Origin of the sequence: Flavobacterium panacagri, assembly GCF_030378165.1 — a bacterium.
Taxonomy (GTDB): domain Bacteria; phylum Bacteroidota; class Bacteroidia; order Flavobacteriales; family Flavobacteriaceae; genus Flavobacterium; species Flavobacterium panacagri.
Genome location: NZ_CP119766.1, coordinates 148990 through 169823, shown reverse-complemented (window position 1 = coordinate 169823; position 20834 = coordinate 148990). Strand labels below are relative to the sequence as shown.

21 protein-coding genes are annotated in these 20834 nt (G+C 32.3%); 8 read left to right on the top strand and 13 right to left on the bottom strand.

The genetic code is table 11. The annotated features are described in order from the left end of the window. Window positions 1-285 precede the first annotated feature (285 nt). From P2W65_RS00855 to P2W65_RS00835, 5 genes are all read left to right on the top strand, one after another. Window positions 286-2088: a glycoside hydrolase family 2 protein gene (locus P2W65_RS00855; protein WP_289662835.1), complete on the top strand. Its 1803-nt coding sequence runs from the start codon at window positions 286-288 to the stop codon at window positions 2086-2088. A gap of 228 nt (window positions 2089-2316) precedes the next feature. Then, complete coding sequence (locus tag P2W65_RS00850; protein ID WP_289662834.1) at window positions 2317-2526, top strand: helix-turn-helix domain-containing protein; 210 nt, start codon at window positions 2317-2319, stop codon at window positions 2524-2526. Between the two features lie 3 nt (window positions 2527-2529). Then, window positions 2530-2844, top strand: coding sequence for a HipA N-terminal domain-containing protein (locus tag P2W65_RS00845; protein WP_289662832.1), 315 nt, complete (start codon window positions 2530-2532; stop codon window positions 2842-2844). Then, window positions 2837-3760: a HipA domain-containing protein gene (locus P2W65_RS00840; RefSeq protein ID WP_289662830.1), complete on the top strand. Its 924-nt coding sequence runs from the start codon at window positions 2837-2839 to the stop codon at window positions 3758-3760. The genes P2W65_RS00845 and P2W65_RS00840 overlap by 8 nt, the downstream gene beginning before the upstream one ends. A 16-nt stretch (window positions 3761-3776) precedes the next feature. Further along, entirely contained in the window at window positions 3777-4373 is a 597-nt protein-coding gene (locus P2W65_RS00835; protein ID WP_289662829.1) for a DUF6624 domain-containing protein, read from the top strand. 113 nt (window positions 4374-4486) lie between these two features. Here P2W65_RS00835 and P2W65_RS00830 read toward each other — a convergent pair whose 3' ends face one another. The 5 genes from P2W65_RS00830 to P2W65_RS00810 all read right to left on the bottom strand — a co-directional run bounded on the left by P2W65_RS00830 (window position 4487) and on the right by P2W65_RS00810 (window position 9686). After that, window positions 4487-5326 (bottom strand): DUF4249 domain-containing protein, encoded by an 840-nt coding sequence (locus P2W65_RS00830; protein ID WP_289662827.1) that lies wholly within the window; start codon window positions 5324-5326, stop codon window positions 4487-4489. A gap of 4 nt (window positions 5327-5330) precedes the next feature. After that, complete coding sequence (locus P2W65_RS00825) at window positions 5331-7949, bottom strand: TonB-dependent receptor (protein ID WP_289662825.1); 2619 nt, start codon at window positions 7947-7949, stop codon at window positions 5331-5333. A gap of 101 nt (window positions 7950-8050) precedes the next feature. Then, on the bottom strand, window positions 8051-8896 hold the full coding sequence (locus tag P2W65_RS00820) for a FecR family protein (protein WP_289662824.1): 846 nt from the start codon (window positions 8894-8896) through the stop codon (window positions 8051-8053). A gap of 12 nt (window positions 8897-8908) precedes the next feature. Continuing rightward, entirely contained in the window at window positions 8909-9118 is a 210-nt protein-coding gene (locus P2W65_RS00815) for a hypothetical protein (protein ID WP_179008074.1), read from the bottom strand. Between the two features lie 46 nt (window positions 9119-9164). Then, window positions 9165-9686, bottom strand: a complete 522-nt coding sequence (locus P2W65_RS00810; protein ID WP_289662823.1) for an RNA polymerase sigma factor — start codon at window positions 9684-9686, stop codon at window positions 9165-9167. Window positions 9687-9984: 298 nt separating this feature from the next. Between P2W65_RS00810 and P2W65_RS00805 the strand changes: the two genes are divergently transcribed. Continuing rightward, complete coding sequence (locus P2W65_RS00805) at window positions 9985-13632, top strand: DUF2339 domain-containing protein (RefSeq protein WP_289662821.1); 3648 nt, start codon at window positions 9985-9987, stop codon at window positions 13630-13632. A gap of 110 nt (window positions 13633-13742) precedes the next feature. Here P2W65_RS00805 and P2W65_RS00800 read toward each other — a convergent pair whose 3' ends face one another. From P2W65_RS00800 to P2W65_RS00780, 5 genes are all read right to left on the bottom strand, one after another. Next, a complete protein-coding gene (locus P2W65_RS00800; protein ID WP_289662819.1) occupies window positions 13743-14471 on the bottom strand; it encodes a type 1 glutamine amidotransferase in 729 nt (242 codons plus the stop codon). A gap of 93 nt (window positions 14472-14564) precedes the next feature. Then, the gene (locus tag P2W65_RS00795) at window positions 14565-15041 is read right to left on the bottom strand and encodes a GNAT family N-acetyltransferase (RefSeq protein ID WP_289662818.1); all 477 of its coding nucleotides are present in this window, start codon (window positions 15039-15041) and stop codon (window positions 14565-14567) included. A 4-nt stretch (window positions 15042-15045) separates the two neighbouring features. Next, window positions 15046-16464, bottom strand: coding sequence for an aminotransferase-like domain-containing protein (locus tag P2W65_RS00790; RefSeq protein WP_289662817.1), 1419 nt, complete (start codon window positions 16462-16464; stop codon window positions 15046-15048). A gap of 20 nt (window positions 16465-16484) precedes the next feature. Beyond that, on the bottom strand, window positions 16485-16868 hold the full coding sequence (locus P2W65_RS00785) for a hypothetical protein (protein WP_289662816.1): 384 nt from the start codon (window positions 16866-16868) through the stop codon (window positions 16485-16487). A 182-nt stretch (window positions 16869-17050) separates the two neighbouring features. After that, window positions 17051-17311, bottom strand: coding sequence for a hypothetical protein (locus tag P2W65_RS00780; RefSeq protein WP_179008093.1), 261 nt, complete (start codon window positions 17309-17311; stop codon window positions 17051-17053). A 505-nt stretch (window positions 17312-17816) separates the two neighbouring features. On the opposite strand from P2W65_RS00780, the gene P2W65_RS00775 reads away from it, so the two are divergent. After that, complete coding sequence (locus P2W65_RS00775; RefSeq protein ID WP_289662814.1) at window positions 17817-17999, top strand: type II toxin-antitoxin system HicA family toxin; 183 nt, start codon at window positions 17817-17819, stop codon at window positions 17997-17999. 92 nt (window positions 18000-18091) lie between these two features. Then, window positions 18092-18502 carry a type II toxin-antitoxin system HicB family antitoxin gene (locus P2W65_RS00770; protein ID WP_289662812.1) on the top strand — a complete coding sequence of 137 codons (411 nt, stop codon included), beginning with the start codon at window positions 18092-18094 and terminating at the stop codon, window positions 18500-18502. Between the two features lie 314 nt (window positions 18503-18816). Here P2W65_RS00770 and P2W65_RS00765 read toward each other — a convergent pair whose 3' ends face one another. From P2W65_RS00765 to P2W65_RS00755, 3 genes are all read right to left on the bottom strand, one after another. Beyond that, on the bottom strand, window positions 18817-19527 hold the full coding sequence (locus P2W65_RS00765) for a DUF1266 domain-containing protein (RefSeq protein WP_289662810.1): 711 nt from the start codon (window positions 19525-19527) through the stop codon (window positions 18817-18819). 5 nt (window positions 19528-19532) lie between these two features. Continuing rightward, window positions 19533-20165, bottom strand: a complete 633-nt coding sequence (locus tag P2W65_RS00760) for a hypothetical protein (RefSeq protein ID WP_289662809.1) — start codon at window positions 20163-20165, stop codon at window positions 19533-19535. 81 nt (window positions 20166-20246) lie between these two features. After that, window positions 20247-20702 carry a hypothetical protein gene (locus tag P2W65_RS00755; RefSeq protein WP_289662808.1) on the bottom strand — a complete coding sequence of 152 codons (456 nt, stop codon included), beginning with the start codon at window positions 20700-20702 and terminating at the stop codon, window positions 20247-20249. Window positions 20703-20834: the final 132 nt, after the last annotated feature.

Sequence of the window (20834 nt, the reverse complement as noted above, 5' to 3'; positions counted from 1 at the left end):
CAAAGAAAACCTATGTTTCTATGTGTTTAAAAAATAAAATCTGCTTAATCTGCCAAATCTGCGAGAGAAATTTTCAGCTCGCAGATTTAGCAGATCAGCAGATAAATTAGTTTGCGTAGATAGAACGCGGATAAAACAGATTTGCATTCGCAAAAGCGCAGAAAAAAACAGATTTTATTTTGTTGAAAAAATCCGTTTTTATCCGCGTCTTCGTGATAACGAATCCGTTTAATCAGTGTCCTCATACAGCTCCTGAATTAAATCAGATAATTAAAAATAAAAACTATGAAAAAAATTGTAATGCTGTGTTGTACTTTTCTATTGATGGGAAAAGCCATAGCGCAGGAAGTTCCATTAGTTTCCAATATTGCGGCCCGAAACAATATTACCTTAAACGGAAAATGGAGTTATATCGTAGATCCTTTGGAAAATGGATATTACGATTACCGATTAATGCCTTTTAAAAACAACGGATTTTTCGAAAACAAAAAATGGAATACCACAGATTTAACGGAATATAATTTCGCGACTTCTGCCACAATGGATATTCCATCAGATTGGAACAGCAAAGACGAAAGATTGTTTTTTTATGAAGGAACGGTTTGGTTTCAGAAAGACTTTAATTATAAAAAAGATTCTAAAACCAAAGGGATTCTTCATTTCGGAGCAGTCAATTACGATGCTAAAGTGTATTTAAACGGAAAACTGGCAGGAACACACGTTGGAGGTTATACACCTTTCAATTTTGATGTAACCGATTTATTGGTAGATGGAAACAATTTCGTAGTTGTAAAGGTTGATAACAAACGTCATAAAGACAATGTACCAACCGTAAACATGGATTGGTGGAATTACGGCGGCATTACAAGAGACGTGACTTTGGCTCAAGTTCCAAATACATATGTCGAAGATTATTTGGTTCAATTGGATAAAAAAGAAAAAGGAAAAATTTCAGGGTGGATAAAACTGAATGATGAAACAGCAAATCAATCGGTTTCTGTTTCGATTCCCGAATTGAAAATCAAAAAGAGCATTACGACAGATGCAAAAGGAATGGCTTATTTTGAAATCAAAGCCAATCCCGTTTTATGGACGCCTGAAAAACCAAAATTATATGAGGTAACTATTTCCAAAGCTGATGAAAATATCGCAGATCAAATTGGGTTTAGAACTATTGAGACCAAAGGAAAAGAAATTCTTTTAAATGGGAAAAAAGTCTTTTTACGCGGAATCAGTATTCACGAAGAAGCACCTTTTAGATCGGGAAGAGCATGGTCAGAAGACGATGCCATTACATTATTGAATTGGGCAAAAGAATTAGGTTGTAATTATGTTCGCTTAGCACATTATCCGCACAACGAAAACATGGTAAGACAAGCTGAAAAAATGGGAATTATGATTTGGTCTGAAGTTCCAGTTTACTGGACAATTTCATGGACAAATCCTGATACGTATGCCAATGCAGAACGACAGTTACACGATATGATTTATCGAGATAAAAACCGTTGCGGTATCGTGATTTGGTCAATTGCAAACGAAACACCACATAGTGAAGAAAGAGATATTTTCCTTAGTAAATTGGCAAAATATGCTCGTACGCAGGATAATACACGTTTAATCAGTATGGCGATGGAAGTAACCAAAAGTCCGAACAATGTCAATACACTTCACGATAATATGAATGAATATGTAGACATTGTAAGCTTCAATCAATATTTAGGTTGGTACAGAGGAACGAATGAATCTTGCAAAGACATGCAATGGGTAATTCCGTATAACAAACCTGTAATCATCAGCGAATTCGGAGGGGAGGCTTTACAAGGTCGTCACGGCGATAAAAAAGAGCGCTGGAACGAAGAATATCAGGAAGAATTGTACATTCAAAACACACAGATGTTCAATCGTATTGAAGGCCTAGCTGGAGTTTCGCCTTGGATTTTAGTTGACTTTAGATCTCCTAGAAGACAATTGCCAAACATCCAGGATTTCTTTAATCGTAAAGGTTTAATCTCAGATCAAGGAATTAAAAAGAAAGCTTTTTATGTGATGAAAGATTGGTATGCACAAAAAGAGAAAGAATACAAGTAAGTTATAGTTTTAGATAAAGTTGAAAAACCTTCAAAGTCAGAAATGATTTTGAAGGTTTTTCTTTTTTACTGTTGTAGCAGTAAATATTCGTTAATCAGATTGAAAAGAATAAAAAAAGATTGTTTAACATGTGTTTTTACTGTTATAGCGGTAAAAAATGGTGTAAAATATCTCTATTTCATTTTTTGTCTTTAAAAAATCAATATATTTACTGTTAAAACGGTAATTATGAATGATTTTAATTTAGGACAATTAATTAAAGAGCATCGTAAAACTGCAGGATTAACACAGCTTGAATTAGCAAATTTAGCAGGTATAGGAAAAACGACTGTATTTGATGTTGAAAAAAATAAAGAATCTGTGAGATGGGATAGTCTAAAAGCGATTCTGAATGTTTTAAATATTGAAGTGCAATTTAATAGCCCACTAAAAAAATAAGAGATGAGAAAAGCAATTGTTTATGTACATGGTGTAAGAGCTGGCGAGCTTTTGGAAGAAGGAAATGGCAGTTATGTATTTGAATATGATGAAGATTATTCGGCTGAGCCAGTTTCACTTACTATGCCTATTACCCATAAAAAATATTCATTCTTGAATTTTCCTCCATTTTTTGAAGGATTACTACCAGAAGGAATAATGCTGGAAGGTCTTTTAAAGATAAATAAAATAGACACGAAAGATTATTTTTCGCAACTTATTGCAACTGGAAGCGATTTAGTGGGAGCGGTAACAGTAAAAGAAGTTGATTATGAATAGGTGCCCAATAACATATGAATTATGTGGAGATGGATTATACAGTAGTAAAGGTTTAAGAATGTTATCTCCTAAATTGAATTCTTTTCATAATCTTCCTTTTTCTGCATCAGAGCAGAGACAAGAAGCGGTTAATAGAGCCAGTAAATTGTCTATACAAGGTGTTCAGCCTAAATTGAGCGCTGTATTATCTATTAAAAAACAACAATTCGATATTGTAGATCAGTTTGGTAATTTCATTATCAAACCTCAAAGTGATATTTTTCCTGAGCTACCGGAGAATGAAGATCTTACCATGCGAATGGCAAAACTTTACGGAATCGATGTACCGCTTCATGGATTGGTTTATTCTAAAGATGATTCAAAATCATATTTCATAAAAAGATTTGATCGTTATAGTAAAGGCAGAAAATTTGCTACAGAGGATTTCGCACAGTTAACAGGAAGTTCCAGAGATACCAAGTATAATTTTACGATGGAGAAAATTGTAAAAGTTTTGGATGATTTCTGCACATTTCCTTCCATTGAAAAAGCAGCACTTTTTAAAAGAGTATTATTTTGTTTTATAACAGGTAATGAAGACATGCATTTGAAAAACTTTTCATTGATTACAAAATCGGGTAAAACGACTTTAGCACCAGCATATGATTTTCTAAATTCTTCCATTGCCATAAAAAAACCGCAGGAAGAAATGGCTTTAAAATTAAAAGGGAAGAAAAGTAATTTTAAAGCCGTTGATTTGATTGATTATTTTGCAAAAGAACGATTAGGATTAAATGATAAAATTATTGAGCAGATAATAAAAAAAATGTTTGATAATGTTGAAAAATGGAATGAATTAATTGAGTTTTCATTTTTGTCTGAAGATATGAAAGAGAAGTATTTTAAATTGTTGAAAGAACGAGTGGGAAGATTTTAAAATAAGGAGAAACGTAATGTATCAAGACATAGTCCAAAAAATAATAGAACTAAAGAACGCCGATTTCGCATTGAGAGAAAAACTCATTCTCGACGGAAAACTTTCAGTAGGATATAATCCAGAAATGGAAAAACTGCATAATAAAAATGCTGGTGAATTAGAAGATATAATAAACCAAATTGGTTATCCATCAATTGATAAAGTTGGAGAAGAGGCCAGTCAAAATGCGTGGATTATAATACAGCATGCAATTGCACTGCCTGATTTTATGCGAAAGTGTGCCAAAGAATTAGAAAAAGCAGTAAACGAAAATAAAGCAGATCCAATAAATCTGGCTTATCTGACAGATCGAATTGCCGTTTTTGAAGGGAAGCCTCAGTTATACGGAACTCAATTTGATTGGGATAAAAACGGTGAAATGAGCCCGAATTTCTTTGATGATGTAACCAAAGTAAACGAAAGAAGAAAACAGATTGGTTTCAATACTTTGGAAGAACAAATCGGAATTATGAAGAAAAGAGTTAAAGATGAAAATCAATTTCCACCAATAGATTTTGAAAAAAGAAAACTGGAAATGGAGGAATGGCGAAAAAAGACTGGCTGGATAAAATAGAATTTTACATTCTATTTTGTTCCGTAGGAACATCTCATCGGTAGAAAAATTATAGGGTTATTATTATTTTACCAATGAAACATTCCTACGGAATGTAATATTGAATTTAAAGATTATTTTACCAAATAATCAACCTGATCCGCTTCGCAAAGTCTGAAATAACCAAAAGCGGTGTTGTTAGCATCGGTAGTATTGATGATATTTCCTCTAATATTTCCAGGCGGAACCTGAAAAGGATTTGAGTTGGAAGCTTCTAAAATTAATTTCCAATAATTGAAGAAGTTTTTAGAAACACCTCTGTGCGTAATTTTTACAGTATTTCCTGCTTTCATGTCTTCATGAGAAAAACGAGTACTGATTTCATTTCCATTATAAAAATCATCATTTGTGATTTCGTATTCCGGATAAATCAAAAATTCGCTTTGATAATCGGTTACATAAAAATTGATTTGATCTGCTGGGTCGTTATAATAAAAGGTTAATTCGATTACATCTTCTCCTCCAAAATCTGGAACGATTTTCTGTTCTACTTTATTAATTGGAGTAGCAGAAGTTAGTTTTTCTGTTGCGGTATAACTTTGACCTTCGGCAGTTACAAACAATTTATATTCCATGTCGATTACAGGAACAAAATTGGTGCATTTGTAAACTCCGGCTTCTGTTTCATTAAAAGTAAAAACATCTCCGTTGCTGTTTTCTACTCGAACCTGCGCACCAGAAACTTTTGGCGTTGAGCCACTGTAATAAGAAGCTGTTTTACTGATTTTTATTGTTTGTTCATTTCCGCTTGTCCCTTTTTTCCATAAAATCTCAGCATCAACAACCAATTTGGTTTCGCCTGTTTCCAAATCAAGATTCACTACATCTTCGCACGAAGCAAAAGCGAATACAAAAAGAATACTTATTAATGCCAGTGCTCTATTCATTACCCAATTTTTTTTCAATTTATTCATAGCATTAAAATTTAAAATTATAAGAAACCCCAGGTACAATTCCAAAAATAGAAAGTCTTCTGGTTTCATTTGCTCCCGTATCTTCATTGGTTGTAAAACTAACCGAAGCAGCATTTTTTCTGTTGTAAACATTGTAAAGACTGAAAACCCAATAACTCTGCCATCCTTTCTTTTTGTCGGGTTTCGGAGTATAAGTTGCTGCAAGGTCTAAGTGATGGAAAAGTGGTAATCTGTTATCGTTTCTTAAAGAATAATTCGGAACATGAATGCCTCCCATTTCATAATAACCATTTGCATAAGTTACAGGCTGACCGGATTGCAAAGTGAAATTACCATTAAAAGACCATTTTGGGTTTAATTCGTAACTTCCTACAATGCTTAAATTATGCAGTTTATCATAACCAGATAGATACCAATTTCCGTTTGCAACGCCTGGCTCTTCAGGAGTTCTTCCTGGTGTTTTTTGTTCTGCACGAGACAAAGTATAAGAAATCCATCCTGTGAAAACGCCAACATTTTTTCTGAATAATAATTCCATTCCATAAGATCTGGCTTTTCCGTTTAGAATTACCTGCTCAATATTATTGTTAGCCAAGACATCAGCTCCGTCAATATAATCAATACGATTTTGGACATTTTTATAAAATAATTCGGTTTCTAAAGAATAATCGCCGTCTCTGAAATTTCTGAAATAACCCATTGCATATTGATCCAAAAGCTGCGGTTTTGTAAATGGCCCGCTTGGCGTCCAGATGCTCATGGGTAAAGGAGATTGAGTGTTCGACAAAATGTGAATGTACTGCGCCATTCTGTTGTAACTCGCTTTTATAGAAGTTTCGTCATTAAAAGCATAAGACAAGGCGGCTCTAGGTTCAAAATTATTAAAAGTACTGATTGCCTGTCCTTTTTTATAATTGATAGTTCCTGTCGGAGTACCTTCTTCGTAGATTTTATATAGCGGATTATAAACTACAGCCTGACCATTTTCGTAAGTACTTATTGGTTCTGGCCCGAAACGATAAAATGAACTGTAACGAAGGCCGTAACGGAAATTCAGTTTCTCTGTAATCTGATTTTCAAAATCAATAAAAGCAGAAGCTTCTAAAGCATATTTTTTATCTAATTGTTTATAATTAAACTGAGAATCTGAAGCAGTAGGTGCTACAACTCCCGGATTAAAATTATAATACAGGCCATCAATTCCATAATTGATTTTGAACTTTTCTGAGTATTGGTAATTCCAATTGTATTTCAATCCGTAGCTCTGAATGTTGCTGTCCCATTTGAAGCTTTCAATAGGAATTTCTAGATTAAATCTGTAGTCACTGTAAAAACCAGATAAATTACTGTTTAAACGATCTGAAAATTTATGTTTCCAGCTTAAAATACCCATTGTGCTTCCGTAAGTGCTTGCAAAACGATCATTAATATCAAATAAATCATTTCCGAAATAACCAGAAAAAGACAGCGTATTATTGGCATTAAAGCGGTGATTTATTTTTGCGTTCAAATCATAAAACATGGCGGAGTTTTTATTGTCCGCCAGTTTCATGAACAAATGCGCGTACGAAGCACGTCCGGAAAGGATGAACGAACTTTTCTCTTTCTGTATTGGCCCTTGAACCAATAGACGACTCGAAATAATTCCGATTCCCCCATTTACTTTATATTCTTCAAAATCTCCCGTTTGTTGCGCTACGTCCAAAACAGAAGAAACACGGCCTCCAAATTTAGATGGAATTCCTCCTTTATATAAATCTAAACCATTTACGATATCAGCATTGAAAATAGAAAAGAATCCAAACATGTGTGAATCAGCATAAACTGGAGCACCATCTAAAAGAATCAAATTCTGATCGGCAGCACCTCCGCGGACATTAAATCCTGAAGAAGCTTCTCCAGCGTTGGTAACTCCTGGCAGAGTCAAAATCGATTTCAAGGGATCTGGTTCTCCCATAGCAACCGGAATCTTTTTGATTTCCTGCATCGAAAGTTTATTAACACTCATTTGAGTTGTTTTAATGTCAGCGGCTTTGTTATTCATGACAATAACTTCTCCCAATTGCTGGCTGTCTGAATCTATGTTGAAATTAACTTTAGTATCATCAGAAACAGCAACACGTTTTTCCTCATTTTTAAATCCAACATAACTTACCTGAACGATATAACTTCCGTTTGGAACTTCCATGCTGTATTTTCCGTTAACATCTGTTACAACACCAGTTTCCAGTTCTTTAATGTAAACATTGGCGCCAATAACAGGTTGTTTTTCATCGTCAAATATGTGTCCGGTTAACTTGCTTTTTTTTTTAGCTGGTTTAGTTGTTTGAGATTTCTGTTTCACAAAAATATTATTGCCTACTATAGAAAATTGTACAGATGCTGTTTTGTTTAGTTCTGCAATAAGCTTTTCAATATCAGCCTGCTTAAAAGTACTTTTTTGATTAAAGTATTTTTTATTGGTGTCAATTTGATCTGTAAAGGCAAATTTATAATCGGTTTGATTTTCAATTTGCTTAAAGAATTCTTTTAAAGTTACATTTTGATCTACAGTTACTGTAACGCTTTGAGCGGACATACATAAGCTGAATAAAAAAAAGCATGCTGAAATTATATGCTTCATGAAATTTTGTATTTTTGAATAATTATTAACTGGAATAACCTCGTGTTATCCTGAATATGAGGAGGATGTGGAGTTTCGCGGCTTACATCCTTTTTTCTTTTCTACTGAAAAGTAATCTGCTTTAAATCTTCATTGATCTCAAAGTTTAGGTTATACATTTCTGATATTAATTGTACAATTGTTTTTAAATCTTCTTTTTTATTGATTCGGATTGTGATTTTCTGATTCAGGTATTCACTTGGAAGAATAACTTTATAACCATAGTTTTCTTCTATATATTTGCTTAGGTTGGTTAGCTTTTCGTTTTCAAAATCTACAAAACGGCTGAATTCGGTTACCGAAGCAGTTTGATTTCCATACGTGAATTTCTCGCCTGGTTTTAAAATCCATTTTTGATCCTGACCTTTTACATTCATTTGAACGCTTCCTTCAAAAAGTTCAACAGTTATTTGTTCATTTTCAGCTTCTTTTACAATAAAGGATGTTCCTAAAACCGTAGTTGTTGTTTCATTGCAAAAAACCTGAAAAGGATGCTGTTTGTCTTTTTTGACTTTAAAATAAGCTTCGCCGTCAATTTGAATTTTTCTGTTTAAAGCAAAATTGTTGCCGTAAGAAATTTTAGAGTTCGGACTTAATTCTACTTTCGAACTGTCTGGCAGAATCACATATTTAATTTTTGAAGTTGTATTTTCAATTATATTTTCTGTTGAGGCAATTGTATTTTTTTCCAAAGGCTGATTGTTGAAATAAATTCCAGTTCCAATCAAAACGAAAAGCAATACAGATGCTGCAGCGAGATAACGCCACGGCTGCGATTTGCGTTTCTTTTCGGCGAAAGCCTTAGAATGAAATTTTTCCCACGAAGTTTTTTTTATTTCATCTGAATGTGAAGCAGGAGGGGCGTTCCATATTTTATCAAACTCATCATCAAAATTTTCCTTTTCCATGTTTGTTAAGTGTTAAAGCTTTTTACAATAAAATCCTTGTTTGGTGAAAACACCATAAACCATTTCTTTGATTTCTCGGTTGGTTTCGATTCTAAGAATTCTTTCTCTTTTTGTGAAATCAAAATTTATGATACAATCAGAAATAACAAACTGTAAAAGAGCGACAATTAAACTCGCGTCTTTTTTAGTTCTAACATTGGTTTTATAAGCTTCAATGTGCATTTTTTGTTCTTGTTTTTATAGATAACAAACGAGAACAAAAAAGTTCCTAATGGTTTTCGATTTTTTTTCGAATAAATTTACTGGCGAGATAAATATGATTGGCTATGGTCTTCTCAGAAAGATCCGTCATTTCTGCAATCTCCTTATAGCTAAGGTTTTCCAGTTTGTGTAAAGTGAATATTTTTTGCTGCTGTTCAGGAAGCTGATCTATGAAGTTTTGCAGTTTTTCTTTTCTTTCTTCAAAAATTCCTGAATCTTGTTCTTCATCTAAGATGTCAACTTGAAAAGGATCAAGCTGTACAATTTTGTTTTCTCTGTTCACATGATTGATAATAATGTTTTTACAGATGGTATATAATTGCTTGTCAAACAAAACATCTTCGTTAAGTAAATCTCTTTTATTATATAATCTTAAAAGACTTTCCTGAACAAAGTCATCTGGCGTAAGAACCGTAAGATTAAATCGTCTGGCAATGTTTATCAGTTTATCATAGTAGTCGAAGTAAACCTTTTTGAAGGCTTCCTCATTCCCTTTTTTCAAACTTAAAATAAACTTTTTATTGTCCATAACGAAAATATCGCGACTAGTTTTTAACTAATCTAAACTCATTGGTTTCAATATTATTGCATTCAAAAATTATCAGTTTAGTATTATGAATGTAATAAGTTACAAAGAACCGTAATTTAATTCTATATTTTGACGCTGTTATTGAAAAATGTTACAGTTTCTTGAATGTTTTTTAGTTGTGAAAAATTTTAAAAGCTTTTGTTTTTTGGAGAAAGTGATTTCAATTACGAAATCTTTTTTATTTGAAAACTAAATTAAACCAATAATTCCTACATTAGCCCCAACCAAAACCTAAACTATGGAGAATTTTATTCTTTTTGCCTTAATCGTGTGCATTGTCGTCTTGTTTAATAAGTTTAATAGCTTAAAAGAAGAAAACGATCATCTGGATTCACTTTACAGAAAAAACAGAGACGATTTTAATACTTTAAAAAATGAGTTAGCCGAAATCAAAAGGCAACTCTCACAATCTGATTTTATTCCTGAAAATCCAAAACCTGTAATTGAGGAACGAGAAATTATTCTGGAACCTGTAGAAGAAGTTTTCTCGCCCGTTGTTACAGATTCATTTGTGGTTAGCGAGGAAGTTCAAAATGAAAAAGAGGTTATTGAAGAATCCATTGAGCCAGTGGTAAGTTTTGAATCTGCCTCAATTCCTGTATTAGACAAAACTGAAATTTCAGCGCAAAAAGAAACTCCAGAATTAGAAGAAGTTTTAGAAACTCCTTCGTTTAGTGCTTTAGAATCCAAGCCAGAAACGCAGGTTCGTGAAGAAGAAGTTTATGTAGAAAGTGCTTTTTCCCTTTTCATGAAAAAGCTGGAACAGCAGTTTGTCGAAAACTGGACGGGAATTCTTGGAACGGCAATTATGGTTTTAGGAATTGGCTATTTAAGCATTTACACGGCTTTGAAAGTGTCGCCAATGTTTAGAATTTTAATTCTTTGGTTGTATGCGGGAATTTTGGTTGGATCATACTATTTTCTGGAGAAAAAAGAAAAATGGTTTAAAACAGGACTTTGGTTACGCAGTGCGGGAGCGAGTTTGTTTTTGTTTGGCTGTTTTGGTGCTTCGCAAATTCCAGCATTGACTTTTATAACTAATATCCCAATTGCTTATTCGCTAATCGGATTCGGGATTGCGCTCAATTTGTATGTCGGCTATATTATAAAACAGCAGACCTTTTTATCTCTTCATGTGATTTTAAGTATCTTAATTTTATGTGTAATTCCGGAGAAACTCTTAATTACATTTTTATTGGCTTCGTTAACTGCAACAGCGGGAATTATCTTGTCTTATAAAGAAAAATGGGAATATCATTTATTAATTGTTATTTCAGGCTTTATCATATTTGATATTTGGTTTACGCAGGGCGCAAATGCTTTGACTTCAACAGAAAATCTTTTTGCGATAATAGGAATTATTTTGGTTTCAGTAAGCTGTATGTACATGCAGTACAGAAGTATTTATGCCGATACTCGCTTTGATAGAATTGCTTTTATTACACATTTAACCAATTGGGTTTTATTTGCGGCAGGTTTAATATTACATTCTACAGGCAGTAAAATCAAGATTTTTGTTTTGCTAGTGGCGGGGATACTTTGCCTTTTTGCGACACTTTTTGCCAGAAAGAAAAAGATTTTTTGGCTGTATCATTTAGACGGAATGGTCTCTTTTATCCTTTTTTCTCTAAGTATGATTATGCTTAACGATTGGAAAATTGGTTACGATATTATTATTTGTGGTCTGTACTTTTTAATTGTCACTTGTCTATTCATCGTTTATAAAAACAAAGAAACATTACTACATAAAATATTTTTAGTGATCAATCATATTTTTTGTGTGTTTATTTTCATCTTTTTTATTTCGCATATTAATCCGTTTTTTGTTCAAACCTATATAACAAACACTTTTGCTGCGCTGATAGTACTTGTAATTACATCATTAATGGTTCCAGTTTTTTGCTCAGTAAAAAAAGAATTTTTGGAGGTTGATGCTTTTATTTCAAAACAAAACTTGAGTTTAAACGGAATTTTCTCTGTTGTGGCCTCCATATTGTTTTTTATAAGCTGGTATCATACTATCGAAATTTCATTCTACTATCCAATTGTGTTTATTGCTTTACTGTGGTGTTCTTTACGATTTAAATTCGAAACAAATACTTTTGATCTTGGCCGATTTGTGTTTTTATTAATTGCTATTGGTGTGGGATTAACTTTGATTCTGGTAGAGCCAAAATCAAATTTAGATCTTCTTTTTGCTTTAGGAATTATCGTTGTAATAACGCTTAACTGGTTTGTGAAATCTTTTTACAAAGACGATTCAATTGTCAAAACAATCGGAATTATTGGGGTAAATGCTTTACTTCTTTCGATTGAGTACAAATATTTAACATCGGATAATATTATTCAGATTTTTGGATTGTTAGCAATCGCTTTATTGAATCATGAATTTTTATGGATTCAGTTTAAGCAGAAACGACTTTCTGTAGGAAACCAAATCTTATTATATGGTTTTTGTCTTGCTTTTTCGGTATTTGGAAGTTTGTTGTTTTTACATAATACGAGATTCTTAAATAATACTGAAATCGGATTAATTGCCGTTGGGATTTCTTTAATTGAAGTTTATATTTTCTTTGGAGAAAAAATCAGAAATAAATCAAACGAAATTATTTCAGGCTGGAAAAATTTCAACGTCCTAAATTCTGATTTTATTCTTTTTAATGCTTTGGTGTTTGGTTTTTCTTGTGTCGAGATGAACTACATTCCTGTTTATTTAGGAGTTTTAGCATTAATTACTTTTTGGATTTTTCAAAAAATCGAAAGCATCAATCGCTTCAATATTTATTCTTTTGTACTTTTAATTGGCACTGTGATGCTGAGTATTTATTTAAGTGCTTTTGAGTTGAATGCAACCAATCAAATCGTTCTTTATGTTGTAGAAACAGTCAGTGTTTTATTGTCTGTTGTTTATGTCTATCTGCAAACTAAAAGTCCGAGAGAAGAAGGAAAAATGTTTATTGCAGTTTTGCCTATCATTCAAAATTTATGGGTAATTGCTTTATTGTTTATTCAGGTAGAAATCGTTTATCTGCCTTTGTTATTTATGATTTTGGCAATAGTTAATTTTAGTTTAATTCTTTACAGAAAAATAGTTTTGGCATCAGAATCGGTTTTGGTTATAGGAGTTTTAGCTATTTTAACATCTGTCTTTTATAACATTAAAACCCTTAACGCTTTCACTTTGTTGGACTGGATGCTGCAAATTTCGGCAGTTGCATTGTTGATCGCATTAACTTTCCTGATCCACAAAAAAGAATTTATCAAATCTTTACAGCTTGACTATCAAATTGTGATAAACGTTTGGCTTTCGATTATTATGTTCTCGCAATTGGAACACAAATGGCTTCCAGTATTTTGGGCAGCAACAGCGATTGTAAATGCTTGGCTTTATTACAAAAAGATTGGCAGTAAAAAAGAAATTAGTATTGTTTATTATTTATTGGCTAATTTTCATTTGGCCTTTGTTAGTTTCAACTATTTTGAATCCAAATTCGAGTTTGTTTATCTCATTATATTTGCGCTTTTGGCATTGTATGTTTTTATTGTTTACAAATTCATCGAAGAGTTTCCATTCAAAAACAGTATTATTATTTATCCGGCAACTTTTAGTATTGGATTGTTTTTATATCTCACATTCGACAAAGGAATTTTAACGTTCTTCTGGATTTTAGAATCTTTAGGATTGTTAATTCTTGGAATTATGCTGAAAGAAAAGTATTTCCGCTACGTTTCTCTTTCTTTGGTTGGAGTCTGCGTCATACGATTAATGTTTTTTGATCTTTCGAATTCTGATTTCTTAATCAGGGCATTAGTTTTATTGGGAGTAGGAGTAGTGCTTTTGGTTATGAATACCTTATTCAAGAAATACAAACACCGATTTGATTAAAAAAAATAGAAAAGCCACAAATTAAGCAAATTGATTTTGTGGCTTTTTTAAATTTATTTTGAACTGAAACTTCTATCGTCCCTAAAAATTTCAGTAAATGATAGTTTTAATTAAAGTGAATTCTGGTTTTTGTAAGCTTCTACAAGTTTATCCAGAAATTGAAAAAGTTTTTCATTCATTTCACTGTAATTATAAGCTAAAATCGTTTCAGGATTTTGAACAAATTGATATTGCTTGCTTTTAGCTAATAAATCAGTTTCACTTTCAATTAAAAGACCAACTACTTCTGTTGTCAATTCCATATGACACTGAAAACCATAAACAAGATTCGAATACGAAACAATCTGAACAGGACAGCCTTCGCTTACAGCCAGAACCTTACTTTCTTTTGTTAAACCTGGCATATCGTTATGCCAATGTCCCACATTTAGAACTGAACCAAAATGATTTACTTTTTCGTCTTTTATTCCATCTTCAGTTAATGTAATAGAAAATACTCCAATTTCTTTTTCTGGACTATGGTTGAATTTTGCACCAAAAGCTTCGCCAATTAGCTGAGAACCCAAACAAACTCCAACAACAGCTTTTTTAGCGGTAATACATTTTTGTATTAAAGCAATTTCTCCTAATGCATCAAAATGAGGGCATTCATCAAGAGTGGTATTTGGACTTTGCGGGCCACCCATCACAATCAGCAAGTCTATAAAATCGATGTTGGCTGGCAGTTTATCATTTTCATATACTTTAGAAAAAGACAGATTATAATTTCGTTCTGTTGCCCAATTGAGATAAGCGCCGGGAGCTTCGTATGTTTCGTGTTGTATAATATGGATATTCATTGTTTCTAAAAATTGATTACAAATGTATTTTTCTAAAGTACGTTTTTAATAGTCCACTTTTGCTTTTAATGAAATAGTCCAGTACAATTTAATCTAAGAATTAAGAACAAGCATCATCTGAATATCCACTCTGTTGTAACTTGATGAAATGCCTTTAATTTCTTTAAAACCTAGTTTTTCGTATAATTTAATTGCAGGCTGAAGTTTGGTATTGCTTTCCAGATAAATTTTGGAAGCACCTTTTTCAGAAGCCCATTTTATAGCTTCTTTCGCGAGTAATAATCCAACTCCTTTTCCTTGTGCTTTTGGACTTACGGCCATTTTTGCCAATTCGTAATCGTAATCTTTAGTATTGCTTTTGATTAAAGCACAAACTCCCAAGACTTCATCGTTTAAAACAGCTGAAAAAATTTCGCCTCCTTTTTCAATAATATAATCTTCGGCATGATCGAGCGCTTTGATGTCATTGGGTTCAACTTCAAAATAATTCGAAATCCATTCGATATTTAAATCCTTGAAACTTTCTTTGTATTTGGGAGTATAAGTTTCTATTTGAACGTTATTTTTCATAATGTTAAATGCTATTCTTTATTATTCTGCCTAATTTTTCCAAATCAGATTCCACGCGTTCATTCCATTCCAGAGCATAAGTAAGTCTCATGCAATTATTGTATTGATTGTATTGCGAAAAGATTCTTCCGGGCGCAAAATTGATTTTTTGAGATAGGGCAGTGGTATATAATTCTGTTGTTGAGATTCTTTTATCGAGTTCGAGCCAAAGCATAAAACCGCCTTTTGGTTGCGCAATTTTAGTATTGTCAGGAAAATAAGTTTCTACAGCACGATTAATTTGGAGGTAATTGGTGTAAAGTTTATTTCTAAAAGTTCTAAGATGATGATCGTAACGTCCGTGTTCCAGAAAGTCGCTAATAACATCCGAAAACAAAGAAGAATTACAAACGGTTTGCACCAGTTTCTGGCGTATAATTTTATCTTTAAATTTTCCCGGAGCAATCCATCCGACACGATATCCGGGCGCAAGAGTTTTAGAAACAGACCCAATCCATAAAACCAATCCAGCTTCGTCGTAGAATTTACAAGGTTTTGGACGCTCTGAACCAAAATATAAATTTCCGTAAAGATCATCTTCAATCAACGGAACATTGTATTGTGTTATCAATTTAACCAATTCCCGTTTATTCTCGTCAGGCATTTGAAAACCCATCGGATTATTGAAATTAGTAATAAAACAACAAGCCTTAATTTCGGGAAGTACTTTTTTTAAAGCCTCAAGATCCAGTCCATATAAAGGATGCGTTGGAATTTCAACTGCTTTTAAACCTAAAGCTTTAATTGCTTGAAGTATTCCAAAATAGGCAGGACTTTCTACAGCAACACTATCTCCGGGAGAAGTTACAGCCATTAACGCATTGTACATAGCATGCATGGCACCAGAGGTAATGATAAGATCATCTTCTGTAATTTTCCCTTCCATAACAAGCGCCCATTTTGCAATGGCACGCCGAAGACTTTCAGATCCCTGAACCGGTTCGTAGGCAGTTCCGGCATCGTCTCTGTTGCGAACAGCATTGATAATCCCTTTATTAAGTTTAGCAATTGGAAGGAAATTTTTTCCGGGTAATCCAAGTGCAAACTGTGTCACATCTGTTTTGTTAAGGGTGCTGAAAACTTTATCGATAAGTTCCTCAGGAGTATTTTTAGTTTCGTGATTATTTATGCTCGCAATGCTGGGAAGCGCCGTGGTACGTATCGCACTTTTACTCACATAATAACCCATTTTTGGGCGTGATTCTATAAGTGAACGACTCTCCAGTTCCAAATAAGCCTGCTTGATGGTATTTAAACTAACATTATAAAGTTTCTGTGCACTTCGAACAGAAGGCAGTTTGTCGCCAAGTACCAAAGTTTCATTGTGAATCTGATCCTCGATAATTTTGGCAATTTTTAAATATAATGTTTGATTGTTCTTCATTTTTGTTATTTGTTAAACTTTCAAAAACTAAGGCAATGAACAAGATGTTCTGTACTTTGTTTTAATTGTGTGACATTATTGAAATTGGCACTTCTTTTTTTCTTTAGAAAATTTATAATGTATTCATTAAAAACTTCTTTTTCTTGATCATTGAGACTTCCGTCATCATAAATTTCAAATTTGATTTCATTGTTCTGATCCAAAATCAAACTGGCAAAAGCATTAATCTTATTGTTATTTTTACTGAGAAGAAAGGGAATGCCAAAAAGCATTTTATCTTCAGTTTTTTCACTACTATTTTGACTAAAGATGTTTTGTAGCTCCTCCATGTCAAATATATAAACCTCTCTAAATTTTGTTTTTTCCTGTGTTGATGCTGTAGACTCCATATCTTTTTTTAGCAAAATTATTGCGATTCTAGATTTGGGTACAGATACAGAAAATACTTTTTTTAAGGATACAGATTAAAAGTAATACTTTATTTTGAAAAACAGAGTATAAAAGAAAACCCTCAAACTTTTTGTTTGAGGGTTTTGAATATTTTTAAATCAAATTAATGATTAGTAAATTAAATAAAGAAAATCTGTTATTTGTTCTCCTGATCAAGTTTATCAATATCAGAAATCTGATCCAAGATATTGGTTTGATTAGGCGAAATATAATTTTTTGTTTCTGTTGGAGTTTCTTTCTTAAAAAGTATATCCAGGGCATTGTACAATTTTAATAAAACATCTTTGTCTTCTTTTTTAATGTCTAAAACATTATTAAAATTGAAAACATAATTATTCGAATTACGTACTTCTACTTTTATCGTTTTTGATGTGATTTTAAATTTGACTATATCCATTTGGTAATAAAGTACTTAGATTGAAAAAAGTGGGTTTGATGTTTTTTATGCTGAATTATAAGTTGCAAATTTAGTACAAATTACAAGATTTGTAAATAAAAAAGCACCACTTTGAAAAAAGTATTGGGATTATATTGGACTTAAAAATGTGTTTATGATTAACATGAGATTTATAACGTGTTAACTTTTTTGAAATTTTTTAACATGAGAACTGTAACATGTTAAGTTCTTTTACATTACAATAAAGCTCAGTTCTTGGTAAGAATAGCTTTTTTGCAACAGAAACAATTGATGATTACTTAGAAAGCGACAGATTAAAAAATATAGAAAAAAGAAGTAATTTTAGTGGTTTTGTTTAGTCGAAAAAGCAGTTCAGAGATGGGGCGCTTTTTTATTTCAAAGGTAAAAAATGTTAAAGTTTAAAAAAACATATATAACAAATTTGTTATATTGCGAAAATGTTATACATTTGTGCTGTTATTAATAAATCAAATAACAGGTTATTATGAGTTCAAAGGATTTGTTTAAGCTGTTGGAAGATGATGGTTGGATTCTCGACCGAGTAAAAGGTAGCCATCATGTGTTTCGACACCCAACGAAAGAAGGTATTGTTGTTCTTCCTCATCCGAGAAAGGATATTCCGAAAGGAACCGAAAGCAATATTTTGAGACAAGCGGGACTGAAGTAGAGTAAGTCCCGATTTTGTCGGGTGTTTTATTATAACAACCAAAAAGCAAATTAAAAAAGTAAAGAGAAAAATCACTAAGAAAGGTAAGAGTTATGGCAATCAAAGTAAAGATTGAAAGATCTTCTGATGGTAGCTTCTGGGGTACAACACAAAATGTGCCAGGAGTTATTGCATCTGATGGAGATACTATCGATGAAATGAAAGACAACTTAAAAGAAGCAGTAGAATTATATTTGGAGACTGCAAAAGATCACGACAAAGAAACTTATGAAGCTTACGTCAAAGGTTTTGAATTTGAGTATGATGTGGAAATATCAGAAATTTTCAATATATTTGAAGTTATCAATAAGTCAGTATTTGCAAAAAGTATAGGAGTTAATCCATCATTATTTAGACAATATACTACATCTAAAAAACAAACATATATATCAGAAAAAAGAGCAAAAGAAATTGAGGAAGGTTTACATAAATTAGGTAAAGAGCTTCTCTCAATTAAACTATAATTTGTAATAACCGCAAATATATTACCTTGTTAACCCGGTCGAAAGTAACCCCTCAATTGAGGGGTTTTTTTACGGATTTCAGTAAAATACTAAGCAAATTTATTGTTAAGTGTTTTTTAGATTTTTCTAATTTGAGTCTTTTTGCAAAGAATATAATGATCTTGAATCATAAAGGAATTTGACGACTTATCATTTTAGTGCCATCGCACATGAATAACATATTTGTAGTAAAATGTTTCACGTTGCAAAACAAAATAACACCACTTTTAAAATAGTGTTATTTGTTTTAATAGAAAATCAGATTTTTAAGTAATTTAGATATAGTTTTTGCCCTTTAGCGGGCTCTTATTATTGGTCAATAAATTATTGGCAATAGAAATCATACCTTCATTATGTGAACCGCCCCATAAAGCTCTGCCATAAATATAACTAGAAGTATATTCTTTCCATGTTTTGCAATGGTTTTTTAGACCCTTGTAACTTGCTTCTAAATACAATTTGAATTCATTATCTGATAAATAGCCCATTTCGAAACAGCATCTTGCAATAAAAGAAGCTCGACCGTAATTCCATCCAGCATCTTTTGTTTCTTTTAGTATGGAATAATTTTCAAATAAGCCTTGAGCCGTGACTTCAGGAATTATATTACTTATGGCTCTGTAAATTTGAACATAGTAATCTAATATAGTCTCTTCATCAGGTAATTTTGATTTTAAAATTTCAACATAGTTTTCTTTATTTTCAAATGCTTCATACAAAACAGAAGTATAAGGATCATTATTTTTCTCCATTAAGTTTTCGATTGTTTCTTTTGCATTTTCGATATTGTAAATGCCCCAATAATCTTGCAGGATTTTTGTTATTTCTCTTTTGCTTAAACCTGTAGCATAAGAGTTTAAATAAGCTGATTGTTGACCGGCGTACATTGAACTAACTAATATGTAATCAAGTTGTTGTCCGTTTAAAGGTTCTTTATTGTTTAACCGCAAACCAGAAAGAGCTCTCCATAATTTTAGTAAAATCATAAAAGTTAAGCAATTAAGTTAGGAAATATAGATTTGAGTTCTTCCAAGAAACCTTCTCCAACTACTAAATGTTTTGTCCTGATTTGCAGTTGCTTTTTTACACTCCAAATATCAGTCGGATCTACGTGGTATATTAATCTGTCGTGGATTTCTAAAGGTAGTTGCTGGCCATCAATATCAAAAGTTATAAGATGTACTTTAGGCAGATATTCTTCCGTAAGTTTTGAGTAAAAGCCTATTGGAGTTTTTAATAGTCCAGAATATTGTAACGTAGCTCTTTCTATTCGAAACGTATCAAAAATCAAATGTTCTTCTAAGTCCCCAACAGTATCTGTTGTGAAAAAGTGCAAATCATTGCCGCTTAAAACCCAGTAGGCATCCGTTTCTATATTGTTTAGTCTTACGCCTACAGTTGATAATGCGACATTTTTTAAACCATCACCAATAAAGTTTTTAATTTTATTTCCTGTACTTTGAGGAATAGAAGCAGAGGTAAAAGCATTTATTGTTTTGCCATTCATCCATTTTTTCAGAAAAGAAAAATCATTACTTAACAGTTCGTCTTTGTATAAAGCATAATTTGCCCTTTCTTTATCAAAATCAATTTCAGATTTTGCAGATTGATGGCGCTTTTTCATAATTTTTGAAAGTATTAAGCTTGCCACAATTAAAACAACTGGAATAAGAAAATAGTAAAAGTTCATGATTTGTGAATTAGGTTAGACATTTCTTGGTTCAACTTTGTCTTTCTTTGAAGGTATGGAACCCCAGATCAATAATCCAATAATTAATCCTGCGACTAATTTGCCACCGTATTTGGTGTAAAATGGCAATTGAAGAAGATTTTCTTTTTTTAGCTTTTGCGAGGCTATAATCTCATCTATCTCATTTTGCGGAATGTCATAAAAGGCTTCTGTTTTTTCATCATAACCTACTATTTTGGGTTCTTCCATGATATACAATGGAAGAAAATAAGCAATGTTGAATTCTTTATGAAGTGTTGCTAAATCCATAAAATTGCCATCTTTCAGTTTAAACTCATCTGTATTAGGCAGATCGTAAACTTTGTTTAATACTTCTCTTTCTCCAAAAGGGATTTTGACTTTTGCAGCAATAGAATTAGAAAATAGCATTATAATTAATGCAATGAATAAAGGTTGTTTAAATAAATTCATATCAATATAGTTTAAAGGTTACTAAATAGAGAGTTGAAAAGCTTTTGGGCTTTTGTACAACTGTTTTGTAATTATAAAAACTGTATTTTGGAAATATAAACTATGTTGAGGTTGATAGTGAGTTGTTTAGAA